Annotated in this window: 14 protein-coding genes; 6 read left to right on the top strand and 8 right to left on the bottom strand. The window is 50.2% G+C overall.

All coding sequences use genetic code 11. The annotated features are described in order from the left end of the window. On the top strand, nt 1–1194 hold a 1194-nt coding region (locus Q0224_RS07670), incomplete at its 5' end, for a restriction endonuclease subunit S (RefSeq protein WP_297950295.1). Nucleotides 1195–1476: 282 nt separating this feature from the next. On the opposite strand, the gene Q0224_RS07665 is transcribed toward Q0224_RS07670, so the two are convergent. The 7 genes from Q0224_RS07665 to ileS form a co-directional block, all read right to left on the bottom strand. Continuing rightward, nucleotides 1477–2142 carry a ThiF family adenylyltransferase gene (locus tag Q0224_RS07665; protein WP_297950293.1) on the bottom strand — a complete coding sequence of 222 codons (666 nt, stop codon included), beginning with the start codon at nt 2140–2142 and terminating at the stop codon, nt 1477–1479. Then, nucleotides 2139–3278, bottom strand: coding sequence for a carbon-nitrogen hydrolase family protein (locus Q0224_RS07660; protein WP_297950292.1), 1140 nt, complete (start codon nt 3276–3278; stop codon nt 2139–2141). Before Q0224_RS07660 ends, Q0224_RS07665 begins: the two co-directional genes overlap by 4 nt. Nucleotides 3279–3287: 9 nt before the next feature. Continuing rightward, nucleotides 3288–3473 carry an exodeoxyribonuclease VII small subunit gene (gene xseB, locus Q0224_RS07655; RefSeq protein WP_005872361.1) on the bottom strand — a complete coding sequence of 62 codons (186 nt, stop codon included), beginning with the start codon at nt 3471–3473 and terminating at the stop codon, nt 3288–3290. After that, nucleotides 3463–4569 carry a homoserine O-acetyltransferase gene (locus Q0224_RS07650; RefSeq protein ID WP_297950291.1) on the bottom strand — a complete coding sequence of 369 codons (1107 nt, stop codon included), beginning with the start codon at nt 4567–4569 and terminating at the stop codon, nt 3463–3465. Before Q0224_RS07650 ends, xseB begins: the two co-directional genes overlap by 11 nt. After that, complete coding sequence (guaB, locus tag Q0224_RS07645) at nt 4566–6017, bottom strand: IMP dehydrogenase (RefSeq protein WP_297950290.1); 1452 nt, start codon at nt 6015–6017, stop codon at nt 4566–4568. Before guaB ends, Q0224_RS07650 begins: the two co-directional genes overlap by 4 nt. Nucleotides 6018–6019: 2 nt before the next feature. Further along, nucleotides 6020–7378, bottom strand: a complete 1359-nt coding sequence (gatA, locus tag Q0224_RS07640) for an Asp-tRNA(Asn)/Glu-tRNA(Gln) amidotransferase subunit GatA (protein WP_297950288.1) — start codon at nt 7376–7378, stop codon at nt 6020–6022. A 96-nt stretch (nt 7379–7474) separates the two neighbouring features. Next, nucleotides 7475–10234: an isoleucine--tRNA ligase gene (gene ileS / locus Q0224_RS07635; protein WP_297950287.1), complete on the bottom strand. Its 2760-nt coding sequence runs from the start codon at nt 10232–10234 to the stop codon at nt 7475–7477. A gap of 118 nt (nt 10235–10352) precedes the next feature. Here ileS and Q0224_RS07630 point away from each other — a divergent pair, with 118 nt between their 5' ends. From Q0224_RS07630 to Q0224_RS07610, 5 genes are all read left to right on the top strand, one after another. Beyond that, entirely contained in the window at nt 10353–11483 is a 1131-nt protein-coding gene (locus Q0224_RS07630; RefSeq protein ID WP_297950285.1) for a CinA family protein, read from the top strand. 11 nt (nt 11484–11494) lie between these two features. Then, on the top strand, nt 11495–12268 hold the full coding sequence (locus tag Q0224_RS07625) for a hypothetical protein (protein ID WP_297950284.1): 774 nt from the start codon (nt 11495–11497) through the stop codon (nt 12266–12268). Nucleotides 12269–12836: 568 nt separating this feature from the next. Beyond that, entirely contained in the window at nt 12837–13367 is a 531-nt protein-coding gene (locus Q0224_RS07620) for an NAD(P)H-dependent oxidoreductase (RefSeq protein WP_297950283.1), read from the top strand. A gap of 279 nt (nt 13368–13646) precedes the next feature. After that, nucleotides 13647–14576, top strand: coding sequence for an aspartate carbamoyltransferase catalytic subunit (locus Q0224_RS07615; RefSeq protein WP_297950282.1), 930 nt, complete (start codon nt 13647–13649; stop codon nt 14574–14576). Continuing rightward, a complete protein-coding gene (locus tag Q0224_RS07610; RefSeq protein ID WP_297950281.1) occupies nt 14573–15853 on the top strand; it encodes a dihydroorotase in 1281 nt (426 codons plus the stop codon). The genes Q0224_RS07615 and Q0224_RS07610 overlap by 4 nt, the downstream gene beginning before the upstream one ends. Before the next feature lie 655 nt (nt 15854–16508). Here the strand turns inward: Q0224_RS07610 and Q0224_RS07605 are convergent. Then, a partial coding sequence (locus Q0224_RS07605; protein WP_297950280.1) for a molybdopterin dinucleotide binding domain-containing protein occupies nt 16509–16798 on the bottom strand: 290 nt, incomplete at its 5' end.

Here is a 16798-nt window from a genome sequence, read left to right as displayed (position 1 = left end):
AGCTTAATTAGCGAAAGGATTGCAAATTTAGAGCGAGAATTTAAGGCGCGTGGCGGGAAATTCGAGGAATTTAGGATAGGGGATATTTTTGAGGTTCAAACTGGTTCGCTTTTAAGCTCAAGCGTTTTAATAAACGGAGACGTTAGGCGAATTTCTGCCAAAAGCGAAGATAATGGCATAATAGGCTCATATGATACGCTTGGTATAGACGAAGCTAGACATTACGAAAATTTTATCTCTGTAAATTTTTTCGGAGACGTATTTTATCATTCATACTTAGCCAGCGTTGAAATGAAGGTGCACGTGCTAAAATTTAAAAAATGCGAAGCGCTTGATTTTAAAGAAATTGAATTTACTAGTTATTCGGGACTTTATATTTCTAGTTGCATTAAAAATATTCTACGCGGCAAATTCGGATACGGTAATCAGCTTTCTAGTTCTAAATTAAGAGATGAAAAATTTGAAATCCTTTTGCCGACGCTAGGCGGCAAGATAAATTTTTCCTTTATGGAAAAATTTATCGAAGAGCTCGAGCGCGAACGCGTCGAAGAGCTCGAGCGCGAACGCGTCGAAGAGCTCGACGCGTATCTTGCGGTAACGGGATTTAAAGATTATAAATTAAGCAAGAAAGAAAAAGACGCTTTGGCTAAATTTGACAAATTTGGCAAATGGGAGGGGGCGGCGAAGGAGTTTAATCTAAAAAAACTTTTTGGAAATGCTACTCGCGGAAAACGTTTAAAAGGTGCGGATAGATTTGATGGAAATTTGCCTTTCGTAACTGCCGGCGAAGCCGATATGGGAATATCTGCTTTTATAAGTAATGACGTCAAAATTTTTGATAAAAATACTGTAACGATAGATATGTTTGGTTCCGCGAAATATCGAAACTATAAATATGGAGCCGATGATCATGTGGCGATCGTACATACTGAAAATTTATCTAAACATGCCGCTATTTACGTTACAACGGCTATCCATAAAGTAGCAAATGCCGGGCAGTTTAGCTACGCACGTAATTTTTATGCAAAAGATGCTGATGAATTAAGTATTTTATTGCCTATTTCTGATGGTGAAATCGACTACGAATTTATGGAAAATTTCATAAAAGCTATCGAAAAGCTAGTTATAAAAGACGTTGTGTTGTGGACAGAGCGAAAGATCGCCGCCACAAAACAAGTCGTACAGGTTAATTAAAATTCCGCGAAAAGTAGTGTGCTAAGCGAGAGGCAACGTTTCCAAGATAGAAAAATTCTAAAAATTTTCTATCGCGCTTTGCTTCCAAGATACATTTGGGCGTAAATTTTTAAATTCTATATTCTTGGCTTGGGCACATAAATTAAAATTTTATCCGAACGCACAGAGCGTTTAAATCCACCGCACTTATTCACCCACAACAGAAATTAAGAGAAGAAAAGTAAAGGGGCGTTAAGTGCGAGGTTAGATCAAGGCAGAATCTACGGGAACCTTCGCGCCAAGTTACAACCCTATCTTCCTAACTTCCAGCTCGCCGCCAAAAAAGTTCGCGTAGTAAAACAGGTCTTTTTCGACCTCAAGCCCCGCTAGGTAGCGCAGAGCGAGGTTTGCCTCAAAGCTTGCCGCAAACATCACGATCGCAGCCGTTATGCCCGCAGGCGTCGCGTTTAGGCTCGGGAAAAATTTAAAATCCGCATTCTGCACGAAGCAGACTTGGCACTGCCAGCTGTCCACCGACGCAAACACCCACGGCACGCCTATTTGCTTAGCAAACGCATCGATCTGCGCGCGCGTGGCGAGATTATCGGTCGCATCCAAAATGAGATCAAATTTCTCGCCCGAGACTATCGCGCTAGCGAAAAATTCCTCCGCGCGGCTCTTGTGCACCTCCACGCTCACGCCGTCGTAGCGACCCTCCGTGCGGCTTTTAAAAACGTCCGCTTTAAATTTGCCCTCGTCTGCGAGCGTGAATAAAATTTGCCTGTGGATATTGTGAAGCGCCACCGTGTCGAAATCCACGACGCTGATCCGCCCGATGCCGCTTGCGCCCAGAGCGTAAGAGAGGCTGCTCCCAAGCCCGCCCGCGCCGATGATCAGGATACGCTTGTCCGCAAGCGCGCGCTGCGTCTGCTCGCCCCAAAGCTGGATCTGTCTGTGAAAGTAGTTCATAAAAGCCCCCTGCCGACTAGATTTTTTCGGAATTTCCACAGCCCGCGCGCCGCAGCGATCTCGTCTGCGTCCACTTCGCACATCAGCACGCCCTCTTCGTTTTTCAGCTCGTTTGCGATCTCGCCGCCGGGGGTTACGACGAAGCTCTCGCCGTAAAATTTAAACTCGCTTTCGCCGAATTTCGCCTCGCCGATGCGGTTGGCGCGGATGACGTAGAGCGAGTTCGTAAACGCGCGTATCTTCAAAAGCTCGCGCCAGCGCCCGCCGCTTTCGAAGGTCGAGGCGCACGGCACGAGCACGCAGCCGACGTTTTTTTGCATAAAATAGCGCCAAAATACGTCAAAATGCGCCTCGTAGCCGAAGCAGACGCCGAATTTCACGCCGCCCTCGCTAAAGATCATCGGCGAAATTTTACCGATTTTGCGGCTTTTGCGGTTGGCGAAAAAGCCCTCCTCGTTCCAGTGCGGATAGTCCATCAAGATATTTTGATCGTAAAATTTCACCTCCGAAGGCGAAAATTTCGCGCAGGATTTCACCCAGATAGGCTCGTTTTCGCTCGCGCAAAAGATATCCTCTTCGCTCGCATCTTTTTGGCTTTCGGCTTTTAAATTTGAAGTGCCCGAGCTGCTCGGGAGCGGGGCTTTTAAATTTGAACTGTCTGCGGAATTTGCGGCTTTGAAATTTAAAGCGTGCGCGCCGCAGGAGTTTAAAGCGCCTTTAGAATTTGAACCATCGTTGGAATTTAAATCGCTCTTGGAATTTAGCTCGCCTTTGCAACCAGGCTCGCTTTTAAGGCTTAAAGAATTTTCGCTGCCGCAGCGCGCGCTTTTTTGAGCCGCGCCGCCGAAAATGCCCGCCTGCCTCAAAATCGCGCCGCTAGCGGCTCTGATTATCGGCGCTACGATATGTAGGTCGTATTTGGCGGCCAGCCGCGCCATCAGCTCCTGCTTGTGCTCGCTCTGTTCGCACGCGATGGAGCGGGGCATCTTTTTAAGCTCGCTAAAGAAGGAATTTAGCTCATATTCGCCCAGTAGCACGATCCGCGCGCCGTTATCTTTGGCGACCTTCATATAGTAATCGATCCGATTTTCGCTCATCGAAAGCGTCGGTAGCTGTAAAACGCATACGTTTATCATCGCCGCCTCCTAAGCCTGCTCGGGTGCGTTTATTTCGGCGACCTCGAGTTTGGCATTTTCTAAAATTTCCTTAGCCTCTTTTAGCAGCGCGACGCCCTGCTTATACAGCTTCACGCTCTCTTCTAGGCTCAGATCCTTGTCGTTTAGGCTTTTTAAAAGCGCGTTAATCTTCTCCATTTTTTCCTCAAAACTCATCCAAAATCCTTTTTATGATGTAATCAAATTTTTCTATCTCGACCAAAAACGCGTCGTGGCCGTAGTCGCTATCGATCTGCGCGTAGCTCGCGCGATCCTTTTTCCCTAGATCGCTCATCGCATCGTAAATTTCTTTCATCAGCCCCGGCGGAAAGAGCACGTCGCCTTTGAAAGAGATGAGGTGCAGGCGCGATCTGATCTGCGCACAGGCGTTTTTGAGATCGCCGTAGTGGCGCGTGCAATCAAAGATATTCATCATCTTAGCGATGTAGAGATAGCACAGCGGATCGAACCTGCGCGCGAAATTTTCGCCGTTGTATTCAAGGTAGCGATCAACCTGAAAGCGTCCGTTGATCTCGTAAAGACCGTCGGTTTCGACGTAGTTGCGTCCAAATTTATCCTGCATCGAGCTTGGGCTTAAAAAACTTATATGCCCCGCCATGCGCCCCACCGCCATACCGTCAAGTCCGTGCTCGGTGATTAGATTTTTATCGTAGTTGCCGCCTTTGAAATTTGGATCGCGCAAGATGGCCTCGGTCGCGATCTTATTAAACGCGATCGCCCAAGGCTGCGTAGCGTAAGTGCTTGCGAGCACAAAAATTTCATCCGCAAATTCCGGATATTCGATCGCGTAGCACAGCGCCTGCATGCCGCCCAGACTGCCGCCGATAACGGCGCGGGCGCGGGCGATGCCTAGGCGCTTTAAAAGCATCATCTGCGCGCGCACGACGTCCGAGACGACCACTACGGGAAAGCGCAAGCGGTACTCGCGGCCGCTGCTTTCATCGACATCGAGCGGGCATGTCGAGCCGAACGGCGAAGCTAAAATGTTTATGCAGATGACGAAAAATTTTGTCGTATCGACCGCTTTATGATCGCCGATGAGCCCGTCCCACCAGCCGGGCTTAACGTCGCCTTCGTAAAGTCCCGCGGCGTGCGCGGAGCCGGTTAAGGCGTGGCAGATGACGATGACGTTGGATTTGTCCTGGTTTAGCTCGCCGTAGGTTTCATAGGCGAGCTTGAAGTTGGAAAAGACGCGGCCGCTCTCCAGATAGAGCGGCTCGTCGAAATTTTGAATTTTGCTTTGAAGGATCACTGATTTACTCGGTAATTCGGCGCTTCCTGCGTGATGATGACGTCGTGGACGTGGCTTTCTTTAAGACCTGCGCTCGTGATCTCGACGAATTCCGCCTTTTGCTGAAAGGTCGCGATATCCTTGCTGCCGCAGTATCCCATCGAGCTTCGCAAGCCGCCTAGCAGCTGAAAGATCACGTCTTTTAGCATACCCGCGTAAGGTACGCGTCCCTCGACGCCCTCCGGTACGAGCTTTTCTTTTGCGGTGCCGTCTTGAAAGTAGCGATCCGAGCTTCCCTTCTGCATCGCCGCTAAGGAACCCATGCCGCGGTAGGTTTTGTACTGGCGCCCCTGAAACGTAATGAGCTCGCCCGGGGTTTCGTAGCAGCCTGCAAGCAGGCTTCCCATCATCACCGAGCTTGCGCCCGCGGCTAGGGCTTTAGCGATGTCGCCCGAGTATTTGATGCCGCCGTCTGCGATGATCGGAATTCCAAATTTAGCCGCCTCGATCGCGCAATCGTTGATTGCGGTAAACTGCGGCACGCCCACGCCCGCTACGATGCGCGTAGTGCAGATCGAGCCCGGGCCGATGCCTACTTTAATCGCGTCCGCTCCTGCGTTTGCGATATCTTTTATGCTGGCGGGGTTTGCGACGTTTCCGACCACTACGTCGACGTCGAAATTTCGCTTCAGCTCCTTAAGCGTGTCGATAATGCCTTTGGAGTGTCCGTGCGCAGAGTCCATCACAAGCGCATCTACGCCCGCTTTGACGAGAGCTTCGGCTCTTTGCAGATGACCAACGCTGATCGCCGCGGCGACGCGAAGGCGGCCGAATTTGTCTTTATTAGCGCTTGGATATTCGATGCGCTTTTTAAGGTCTTTAATCGTAATAAGCCCCTCTAAATGGCCGTTTGCGTCGATTATCGGAAGCTTTTCTACCTTATTGTTTCTAAAAATTTTCTCCGCATCATCAAGCGTGCAGCCCTTTGGAGCGGTAATTAGCGGAGCTTTGGTCATCTTCTCGCCTACAAGCGCGGCGGTGTCGGTTTCAAAGCGCAGATCGCGATTGGTCAAAATTCCAATCAGCACGCCGTTATCGTCGATAACGGGAATGCCGCTGATATGGTACTCGCTCATCAGATCGAGAGCGTCTTTGATCGTGGCGTCCGCCTTGATCGAGATAGGATCGATGATGACGCCGCTTTCGCTCTTTTTTACGCGGCGAACCATCTTGGCTTGGGAGTCCTCGTCCATATTTTTATGGATCACGCCGATGCCGCCGAGGCGCGCCATCATTATCGCCGTGCGGTACTCGGTGACCGTATCCATCGCAGCACTCACAAGAGGGGTATTTAGCGTGATATTTTTCGTAAAACTCGTGCTGATATCGACCTCTTTGGGTAAAATTTCAGAGTATTGCGGTACCAACAAAACATCCTCGAAGGTCAGAGCCTTTTTGACGATCTTCATACTTATCCTTTCACGATTTTTTCTAAACTCAAGCCGCCGTCCAGCACCGTTTGTTCGTCGTAGGCGCGCCCGATGAGCTGCGCGCTGATATTAAGAGCCTCTTTGTTTTTCGCTACCGGCACGGAGATTGCGGGAAGTCCCGCTAAATTTACGCCGATCGTGTAGATGTCGCTAAGATATGCGCGAAGCGGATCGCTAAGCTCGCCGAATTTATACGCCACGCCCGGCGCGATCGGCATAAAGATCAAATCGACGTCTTTTAAAATTTCCTCATATTCGCTTTTAATGAAAGCTCTTGCCTTCTGCGCTTTGATGTAATACGCGTCGTAATAACCGCTGCTTAGCACGAAGGTGCCTAGTAGCATGCGGCGCTTGACCTCGTCGCCGAAACCTTCGCCGCGAGTGTTGGCGTAGAGCTCTTTTAAATTTAGAGCCTTCGCGCGGTTTCCGTAGCGCACGCCGTCGTAGCGGCTTAAATTTGCGCTAGCCTCGGCGGTTGCGATGATGTAGTAGGTCGCGATGTCGTATTTGGAGCTGCAAAGATCGCGGTAAACGATCTCGTGGCCGAATGATTTTAGCTTTTCTATAGTTAAATTTAGAGCCTCTTTGACCTGCTGCGAGGCCTCGTCCACGTAGTTTTTTATAACGGCGATCTTAAGCTTGCGATCAGCGTTTAGCTTATCCGCGGTGCTTTCGTAAGCGCCCGCGTAGCTCGTGCTGTCCATCTCGTCGCGGCCTGCGATGATGTCGTATAAAATCGCCGCGTCCTCGACGCTGCGCGTGATCGGTCCTATCTGATCGAGGCTGCTCGAATACGCCGCGAGCCCGTAGCGGCTGACCCTGCCGTAGCTCGGCTTAAAGCCTACGCAGCCGCAAAATGCCGCCGGCTGGCGGATCGAGCCGCCCGTATCGCTTCCGAGTGCGGCGACGGCGATATTTGCCGCTACGGCAGCCGCACTTCCGCCGCTACTGCCGCCGGGTACGCGCGAGTGATCGGTCGGATTGAGAGTTTTGCCGTAGAATGAGCTCTCGGTCGTGCTTCCCATCGCAAACTCATCCATATTCGTTCGTCCAAATGGCGCCAAACCGTGCTTCCGTAGCTTTTTAATCACTGTCGCGTCGTACGGCGCAACGTAGCCTTGCAAAATTTTACTCGCCGAAGTGACGCTCCAATCTTTTACCTGGATGTTATCTTTGATCGCGATCGGCACGCCTTCGCCGCTGACGTTTAGAGCCTCGCCCGTGAGCTGCTCGACGTAGGCGCCGAGCTCTTTGGTTTTTAAAATTTTATCCTTTAGCTCCGCTCTAAGCGCAGAAATTTCATCCGCGCTCAGCTTTAGAGCCTCTTTCAAACTTATCATCTGCCATCCTTAAATTTATTCACGAAATAGATCCCCACGCCCGTTGCTACGCAGATCAGCGCGATCGTAAAAAATACGAAGCCGAGACTTATGGGGCTAGCGAGCATGCATGACCTTCGCGCAGCGCGGGCAGAGCTCATCGGGCTCTTTTGCGTTAAATTTCCAGCATCTAGGGCATTTGTGCTTCGATGATTTTACGAGGCGGAAAATTTCGTCGTTTATCTTAAACTCCGCCAGAGCCTCCTGGCTTTGCAGCGTATCCACGTCGCTTACCATGAACCAATCCGCCACGCCTAGGATGTCGTTTGATAAAATTTCGTTCGAGCTCGTCTGCAAAACCAGCTCAAGCGTCGATTTGATGATCTTGTCCTTTTTCAGCGCGTCGATAAGCTCGAAAAATTTCTCCCTCGATTTGATTAAAATTTCGTCAAATTCTAGAAAATCGTCAAATTCTATCGGCTTGTAAATCAAGTCGAAAGCGTCTTCCTTGCCCTCTTTGATGATACTCGGCGCAAACTGCATCACTTCGTCGATCGTGTAGGTTAGCGTAGGCGCGATTAGAGGCAGCAGCGCTCGCGTGATCAGAGCGATCGCGCTTTGCGCGCTTCTGCGGCGCGGCTCGTCGGGTGCGTCGCAGTAGAGCCTATCTTTGCAGATATCAAGATAAATTCCGCTCAGATCGGCGCTTAAGAAATTTAGCAAGGCGTTGAAGCCCTTTGAAAAATCGTAGTTTCTAAACGCCGCTTCCGCGCTCGCAAAGGCGTTTGCCGCGCGCGTTAGGATCCAGCGGTCAAGCCGCGTAAAATTACTCGTCTCGATCTCATTTAAATCACTGGTGCTTGCGAGCAGAAATCTTATAGTATTTCGGATCTTGCGGTACTGCTCGCTTACCTGCTTTAGGATATTGTCGCTGATCTTCAGATCGGTCGAATAATCGCTCATCGCGACCCAAAGGCGTAAAATTTCCACGCCGTGGCTCTTTGCGACCTCTTGCGGATAGACGACGTTTCCGACTGATTTACTCATCTTCTGACCCTTCTCATCGACGGTAAATCCGTGCGTGAGGATGCTCTTGTACGGCGCGCATTCGTTGATCGCGCAGCTTAGAAGCAGTGAGCTTTGAAACCAGCCGCGGTGTTGGTCGCTACCCTCAAGATACATATCCGCAGGGAATTTGCCCGCATCGTAGGCGCCGCTTTGTAGCACCGCTTTCCACGTCGAGCCGCTATCGAACCAAACGTCTAAGATGTCCATCACCTTTTCTAAATTTTCAGGCTTATAGCCGCTGTCCTGTGGCAAGAGCTCCGAAATTTCCATCTGCCACCAAGCATCCGCGCCCTTAGCCTTAAAAATTTCGTAGATATTATTTAAAATTTTCTCATCAAAAATCGGCTCTTTGGTGTTTTTATCGCGGAAAAACGCTATCGGCACGCCCCAGTCCCTCTGGCGGGAAATACACCAATCGGGGCGGTTTTCTATCATCGAGGTAAGGCGGTTGATGCCGCTTTGCGGATAAAATTTAACCCCTCCGATCTGCTCTAGCGCCACTTGGCGCAGCGTCTTACCGTCAGGCATTGGCTCGTCCATCGCGATAAACCACTGCTTCGTTGCGCGGTAGATCACCGGCTTGTGCGTGCGCCAGCAGTGCGGATAGGAGTGGACGAATTTACTGGACTTGATAAGCGCGGGGCCTAGAAGCTCTAAAATTTTCTCGTTTGCTTTGAAAATATGCATCCCTACGAGCTCATCTACGACGTCTGCGCGGAAGAGTTTTTTGGTTTTAAGTGTCTCGTCGAAACAGCCGCCCTCATCCACTGGCATAATCACCTCGATGCCGTATTTAAGCCCTACGAAATAATCGTCCTCGCCGTGTCCAGGAGCCGTATGCACGAGTCCGGTGCCGCCGTCCATTAAAACGTGCTCGCCGAGGATAAATTTTGAATCTCTATCATTTAGTGGATTGATCGCGTTAAGGCCTTCAAGCTCGGTAGCCTTAAATTCTTTTACGATCTCGCCTTTCGTGATGCCCAGGCTTACGAGGCTTTCGACCAGAGGTTTTGCCAGGATCAAATTTTCGCTCGTCAGCGCGTAAATTTCATTCGGGTTCAAAGATATTGCGCCGTTTGCAGGCAGCGTCCAAGGCGTGGTCGTCCAGATGACCGCTTTAGCGCCTTTTGCGCCGATTTTAGCGTTTGCTTCACCGCTTAGATCAAATGCCACGAAGATCGAGTAGTCCTCTTTGTCTTTGTATTCGACCTCGGCTTCCGCAAGCGCACTTTTTGCCGCCCAGCTCCAAAATACGGGCTTACTTCGCTCGATTAGAATTCCTTTTTTTGCGATCTGGCAGAGCGCTTTGTAAATTTCAGCCTCAAACTCAAATTTTAGCGTCAGATACGGATCGTCCCAGTCGCCCAAAATCCCCATATCTTTAAATTCATTGCGTTGCACGTCGATAAATTCTTTGGCGTGCTGTCTGCAAAGCTCGCGGATCTGCACTTTTGAAAGCGATTTTTTCCGCTCGCCCAGCTTGATCTCTACTTGCTGCTCGATCGGCAGACCGTGGCAGTCCCAGCCCGGCACGTAGCGGATATCCTCGCCGAAGAAATAATGGGTTTTGGTGATGATGTCTTTTAAAATTTTATTCAGCGCATGGCCGATGTGGAGGTGTCCGTTAGCGTACGGCGGGCCGTCGTGGATATTGAAGCTGACGCTTGCGCCCTTGCGCCTAGCTTTCATCTTTTCGTAAATTTTACGCTCGTCGTACCATGCCTTAAACCGCGCAGGTTCGTTTTGCGGCAGCGCGCCTCGCATCGCAAAGTCCGTCGTAGGAAGAAAGAGAGTATCTTTGTAGTCCATATTTGTACCTTTTCGTGTCTTAAAAAATTTGTGAAGTTTATCCAAAACGCCATTAAAAAGCTCTGAAAGAGCAGTCTGCATTTATGCTATAATGTGCGAAAATTTAATGAGGGTATTTATGAAAAATATCATCCTTGTAATCGGCGAGGAGATCCGCTACGACGCGGCTTTGATGAGCTATATATCTCGCAGCTACGAGCAGGTTTTCGGGCGGATGGACGATCTGAAATTCTTAAGCGAAAACGATAAGGTTTTGCCCTTCGCGCTTGAAAAGATGATCGATTCGTACGATTTCATCACGATCTTTGCGGCAAACTCCGCTTACGCGGTCGTCGGTAAAATTTTATCGACGCTCTCTTTCGATTCACTCGAGCTAAAAAACGGAGAAACCTTAGCGCCCTCGATGGCGAGCACGGTGGCGAAAAACAGCTTCCTGCTAAACGTAAGAGGCTGCTCGGTAAACGTGATCAAGGCACTTTGCTTGCAGAGCCTGCCGCCGATCCTTCAAGACGCGCCGAGTGCGGGCGAGAGTTTTTATCTTTTCGATTGCGAATATGAAAGCGTAAAGCAGCGCCTAGAAAGCCTTGCGATCAGCTATAAAATTTCGCTTACGATCAGTAGGCCCTGCTCCTTTTTGCTGCTCGTGCGCGCCAGTGCGATGAAATTCGGAGCGCTGGACGCGTTTTTGCAAAGCGTCGGCAAGTATTATGAGAGCTGCTACATCGAAGGCGGCGATTTTATGGGCTTTGTGGTGGATAGACTGCGCGAGATAGGCGCTAAGATCACCTTTGCAGAAAGTTGCACCGCAGGACTCATCGCCGCAAAATTCGGCGCGGTCGCGGGCGTGAGCGACGTTTTTGACGGCTCGCTCGTAAGCTACGCCAACGAGATAAAAAATCTCTGGCTCAACGTAGGCGAAGATACGCTTGCTCGCTATGGTGCGGTAAGCGCGCAGACCGTAGGCGAGATGCTGGAGGGCGCGCTGCAAAGCAGCGGAGCGAGCTTTGCCCTGGCGGTAAGCGGTATCGCAGGCCCCGGCGGCGGAAGCGCGCAAAAGCCCGTAGGGACGGTCTTTATCGGCGTGAAGGAGCAGGGCGGCAAACAGATCGTCGGGGAATTTCATCTAAAAGGCGATCGAAACTACATCCGCGAACAAAGCGCCGATATCGCTATCTGCTTGCTTTTGAAGCTTAGAAGCGATCTGTTTTTCGGGCGGCTTCCAAGCGCGATTGCTAGGGATGAAATTTAAAGGAGCGGATTTTGAAAAGACGAATTTCAAAAAGGTGCGGACGTGATTTAGCGCAGAATTTTATCCGAGCAAGCGGCGAGCCGGGCTTTGGATGGCCGCGAAATTTTACTTCGGCGTATGTTGAGCAGAATTTTATCTCAACGCAGGGTAGATTAAATTTTATCTCAGAGGGTCGCACTAGAAATTTTAGCTTTATAAGCGCGGCGCGAAATTTTACTTTGGCGCTAGTCGCGGCGTGCGTTTTGAGCGGCTGCGACGGCGGATCGGACGCGCAAGATCGCGAGCAAAGCGCACGATCGGAACAGAATTTTAGCGCGGGTAATCAAGGGCGAAATTTTAATAAAAGCACGGATAGCTCGGGGCAAAATTCCGCGCAAAATTCTACGCAAGGCTCCGCGCCACAGGGCTTTAAGAGCAAGCAAAAATCCGATCTAAACTCCACTATAGACGAGCTTGCAAACGATGCTAAAGTTTTGGGCGAGGTCCTGCAAAATTTGCAGAAAAAGGCGCCCGAAGCGCTGAACAATTTTGCCGCTCGCAACGCGGATAAGATCGAAGATTTGCTAAAGCAGGGCGAGACGGCGGCGCTAGAGGCGGGCAAAAACCTTGATCAGATGGGCGAAAGCCTGCAAGGAATTATAAAAGATGCAAACGATAGCTTAGGCAAGGTCTTGGAGGGCTTTGGCGTGCAGCCCAGACATGAGCCGCGCGGCGGGCGCTCGCAGGAGCACGATGATAATTCAGATCCTGAAGAGGCGGCTGGTAGGCAAAGCTTTAGAATTTAAATTACGCTAAATTTTATTCAATTTTACTCAAAATTTTTTTGCGACTAACTACCCGCAGAGAAGCGGCAAGTCTTCGCAGGAGCGTGACGAGCCTGCACGAAAGCGTGACGGACACGCATAAGAGCACTATGAGCACCCGCAGCCCGACGACGGAACCGATGGCAAGGTTATATAGTTTAAAGCACGGCTAAATTTCATCTAAATTTTATTTGTTGTGGCAAATGCTCGCAGAGAAATGATGCTAAATTTTATTAAAATTTCCCCTGCGCGGCGGTTTCCTTAAAATTTTACTCGCGCGAACCTCCGCAATGGAATATGAATATTTGCAAAGAAGTAGCAAACCTCCGTAAAACGCAACGAGTGCCCCGAGGGCGAGCATTTCTAAAATAAAGCGCGAGTAGTGGATGAAGTTTGGAATTCAAAGCTCGCGCTCTTTGACACTGCTGTAAAGATAAGCGGGTGGCGGCCGGTAAAGCTTTAGAATTTAAGGTCGCTTGCGATAAAACGAGAAAAATTTTACGAAGTAGGGCTATAATGCGCCCCGCAATTTTAAATTTAAAGGATAGAAATGAAAACTCTCATTATTTTGGCTCACCCAAATATCACAAACTCGCTTGTAAACCGCCGCTGGAGGGATGCTGTGCTAGCCCATCCTGATAAGTTCGAGCTTCATGATCTTTACGCGCTTTATGCGGATTTTAAAATCGATGTGGAAAAGGAGCAAAAACTGCTCGAAAGCCACGATAAAATCGTGCTTCAGTTTCCGTTTCGTTTTTCAAACTGCACGCCGCTTCTTAAGCAGTGGTTTGAAGATGTTTTTACGCGCGGCTGGGCTTATGGCGCAGAGAGCGGCGGCAAGCTTAAGGGCAAAAAATTCGCGCTTGCGATCTCGCTTGGCGCGACCGAGGCAAACTATTCTAAAAACGGCATCGTAGGCTTTAGCGTGGATGAGGTGCTGGCGCCATTTAAAGCTACGTTTAATTTCGTCGGCGCGATTGCGCTACCAAATTTCGTCTCATACGGCTTTACATACGATAAAAGCGAGCAAGCCGTAGAAAATAGTGCGAAAAATTATATAAAGTATTTAAATCAGCTTTAAATTCTTCGTTTTTCTAGCCGCCTGCCGCGCGTAAAGCTTTAAAATTTTATGTAAGTGGCGTGGCTGATTTTTTAAAATTTTCGCTCAAGAAGCCTAAATTTAATCTCAAAATTTTTAAATTTTACCCCGAAATTCCGCTCGCGCTTCGTATGCGAACTCAAATGAAATTTCAAGCAAAATTATGCGTCTAAATTTGAGCCCCGCTCTTAAATTTTAAAATTTTATCAGAGATTTTTTTATACAATTACGGCTGAAATTCGGCCCAAAAAAGGAGAGGGAATGTATAAGCTAAAGCATCTTCTTAGCGCGCAGGATCTGAGCCGCGAGGACATCTACGACTTTATAGATCTAGCGCGCGAGTTTAAAGCGCTCAACCGCAGCGATATCAAAAAATCCGACTCGCTTCGCGGCAAGACGGTCATCAACGCGTTTTTCGAAAACTCCACCCGCACCCGCACGAGCTTTGAGATCGCAGCCAAGCGCCTGGGCGCAGACAGCGTAAATTTCACCGCTGCAGACAGCAGCACGAAAAAGGGCGAGACGTTGATCGACACCATCAGAAATATGCAGGCGATGCGCACCGATATCTTCGTGCTGCGCCACAGCTGCTCGGGCGCGGCGAAATTTGTAGCGGCCAACTGCGACGCATCGATCGTAAATGCGGGCGACGGGCTGAACGAGCACCCGAGCCAGGCGCTGCTGGATCTTTTTACGATCAGTGAGCACAAGGGCAGGATCGAGAATTTAAACGTCGCGATCATCGGCGATATATTTCGCTCGCGCGTGGCTAGAAGCGACATCTGGGCGATGCAAAAGCTCGGCATAAACGTGCGGCTCTTCGGTCCTCCGATGATGCTGCGTGACTGCGACGCGTTCGGCTGCCCGATATGCAAAAGCGTGGAGGAGGCGATCGAGGGTGCCGATGTCATCATCATGCTTAGAATTCAGCTTGAGCGGCAAGACGGCGAGCCGAGCTTCCCGAGCGTGCGCGAGTACTCGAAATTTTTCGGACTTACCGCGAGACGCATGCAAGCGGCAAAAGAGGGCGTTATGATAATGCATCCGGGGCCGATCAATCGCGGCGTGGAGATTAACTCCGACGTAGCCGACGATCCGCGCTATAGCTGCGTTTTGGATCAGGTAGAAAACGGCGAGGCGATGCGAATGGCGATACTTCATACGATAAATTTAAACAGGAGCGCACGATGAAAATTTTGATAAAAAACGGCACGATCGTTAATTGGGGCGGTAGCGAGGAGGCGAACGTCCTGATCGAGGGCGATAAAATTTCAAAGATCACGCGCGAGTGTCCCGCCGCAGACCGCGTCATAGACGCTGCGGGCAAGCTCGTGATGCCGGGGCTTATCGATATGCACGTGCATTTTAGAGACCCCGGGCTCGAATACAAAGACGACGTCATCAGCGGCAGCGAAACTGCGGTCGCAGGCGGCGTGACGACCTGCCTCCCGATGGCGAACACCAAGCCCGTGAACGACAACTCAAGCATCACGCGCGCGATGATTGCCAAGGCTAAGGGGCGCGGGCTTATCGATTTGCTGCCCATAGGCGCGATCTCGCAGGACTGCAAGGGCGCAAAGATCGTCGAGATGGGCGATATGCTCGAGGCGGGCTGCGTGGCTTTCAGCGACGACGGGTTGCCCGTGACCGACAGCTCCGTGATGCGGCAGGCGCTTGAATACTCCGCGCACTTCGGCTCATTCGTGATAAATCACAGCGAGGATTGCTCGCTTTGCCACGGCGGCGTGATGAACGAGGGCAAAGTTAGCGCGATCCTCGGTCTAAAGGGGATGGCAAGCGAAAAAGAGGAGATCATGATCGCGCGCGATCTGCTGCTTGCCAAAAAGACGGGCGGGCACATCCACATCGCGCACGTAAGCTCGGCGTGGTCGCTAAAGCTCATAAAGCAGGCTAAGCGCGAGGGCATCCGCGTCACCTGCGAAGCTACGCCGCATCACTTCACCTTCGACGAGCGCGAGCTGATGGGATACGATACGAATTTTAAAATGTCGCCGCCGCTTCGCACTCAAAGCGACGTGCAAGCGATCAGAGAGGCGCTTAAAAGCGGTCTGATCGACGCCATCGTAACTGATCACGCTCCGCACAATACCGACGATAAATTCGTCGAATTCGACCACGCGCCGTTTGGAATTTTGGGGCTTCAAACCCTCGTGCCGCTTACGCTGCGGCTAGTAACCGAGGGCGTCATCGGCCTTGAAGACATGGTGCGGCTCTGCTCGTTTAACCCGGCCAAAATTTTAAATTTAAAAGACAAAGGCGAGGTCAAAGAGGGCTTTTTGGCCGACATAACGATCATCGATCCGCAGATTTCCTACGTTTACGACGAGGCGCTAAATAAGTCCAAATCGCGCAACTCGCCGCTTTTCGGCAAGCAGCTTACGGGCGCTGCAGTATGCACGATCAAAAGCGGCTGCGTAGTCTATGAGTTTCCAAACGTCGTAGCGTAGGACGCTTGCGGCGTAAAACTTGCGATCGGCGGCTTGCGGGCAGAGCTTGCGAGTGGTAGCTTGCCGACGAGCGGTATTCGTAGCGCAAATGGTGCTATTGCTTAATTTTAAATTTAGCTAGTTTGGACGCAACGGCTTGCTTTTAAAATTTTGCGGTGCGATCGGTTTATTTTAAATTTGGCGGTAGTGTAGACGCAACGGCTCACTTTTAAAATTTCATAGTGCGTTTTGCTCGGTATCGGCGCGATCTTTGATCCAGTAGCGCGATCGCCTTGCTTAAATTTAGTGGTAGTCCGGATATAGTAAACCACGTTTAAAATTTTACGGCGCGATTTTTTGGTCTAATCATGCGCAGCGCTGCGGCTAATTCACTTTAAATTTTTGCGGTAGTTCGGCGCGGCATACTTTTAAAATTTCATAGCGCGATTGCGATTGGAATTTTTTAAAGCGGTTTGTTATTTTTGGAGTGCAAAAATCTGCGTCCACAACCGCACATAATAGGTATTTGCGTGCGATCGCAAGGGTCAAATTCCAAAACCAAAATTTCAAAAAAAGGCCGCACGAAGCATGGATAAATTTCGCCAGTGCGGTCTTTAAGAGTCCTAAATTTAAAGCTTTCAAAACCGAAATTTCATCTCATTTAAAGAAAGTATGCCTAAGCCTCTATCGTCGCGGGCCTATCAAACGCCGTTACGCTCGGCAGTTCGCCTTTAAATTTCTCGATTTGCACCATACTCGTGTGCGCGGTGTTGCTTTGCGAGAGCTGGGAGCTAGGCACGTCCCTCGTTAGCACGTTTATGTTGCCGTGCTTGCATAGGCTGCGCTCGCCCCAGACGGCGGGATCGTACCATGCGCCCTCGCTTACGATCACGACGTTATCTTGCGCGGTATCGCTTACCAGCGCGCCGCAGAGGATCTCGCCTCGGTCGTTGTATATCCTCACCA

The sequence above is a fragment of the uncultured Campylobacter sp. genome (assembly GCF_938002845.1).
GTDB lineage: Bacteria > Campylobacterota > Campylobacteria > Campylobacterales > Campylobacteraceae > Campylobacter_B.
The sequence above is the reverse complement of the archived record's forward strand: the minus strand, read 5'-3'. Positions and strand labels throughout refer to the sequence as shown.

Excerpts from the sequence above, each read along its gene's own strand:
- gatA (WP_297950288.1), bottom strand. The coding sequence starts at position 7,378 with ATGATAAGTTTGAAAGAGGCTCTAAAGCTGAGCGCGGATGAAATTTCT.
- Q0224_RS07665 (WP_297950293.1), bottom strand. The coding sequence starts at position 2,142 with ATGAACTACTTTCACAGACAGATCCAGCTTTGGGGCGAGCAGACGCAG.
- Q0224_RS07630 (WP_297950285.1), top strand. The coding sequence starts at position 10,353 with ATGAAAAATATCATCCTTGTAATCGGCGAGGAGATCCGCTACGACGCG.
- Q0224_RS07620 (WP_297950283.1), top strand. The coding sequence starts at position 12,837 with ATGAAAACTCTCATTATTTTGGCTCACCCAAATATCACAAACTCGCTT.
- Q0224_RS07610 (WP_297950281.1), top strand. The coding sequence starts at position 14,573 with ATGAAAATTTTGATAAAAAACGGCACGATCGTTAATTGGGGCGGTAGC.
- xseB (WP_005872361.1), bottom strand. The coding sequence starts at position 3,473 with ATGAGTTTTGAGGAAAAAATGGAGAAGATTAACGCGCTTTTAAAAAGC.
- guaB (WP_297950290.1), bottom strand. The coding sequence starts at position 6,017 with ATGAAGATCGTCAAAAAGGCTCTGACCTTCGAGGATGTTTTGTTGGTA.
- Q0224_RS07615 (WP_297950282.1), top strand. The coding sequence starts at position 13,647 with ATGTATAAGCTAAAGCATCTTCTTAGCGCGCAGGATCTGAGCCGCGAG.
- Q0224_RS07660 (WP_297950292.1), bottom strand. The coding sequence starts at position 3,278 with ATGATAAACGTATGCGTTTTACAGCTACCGACGCTTTCGATGAGCGAA.
- ileS (WP_297950287.1), bottom strand. The coding sequence starts at position 10,234 with ATGGACTACAAAGATACTCTCTTTCTTCCTACGACGGACTTTGCGATG.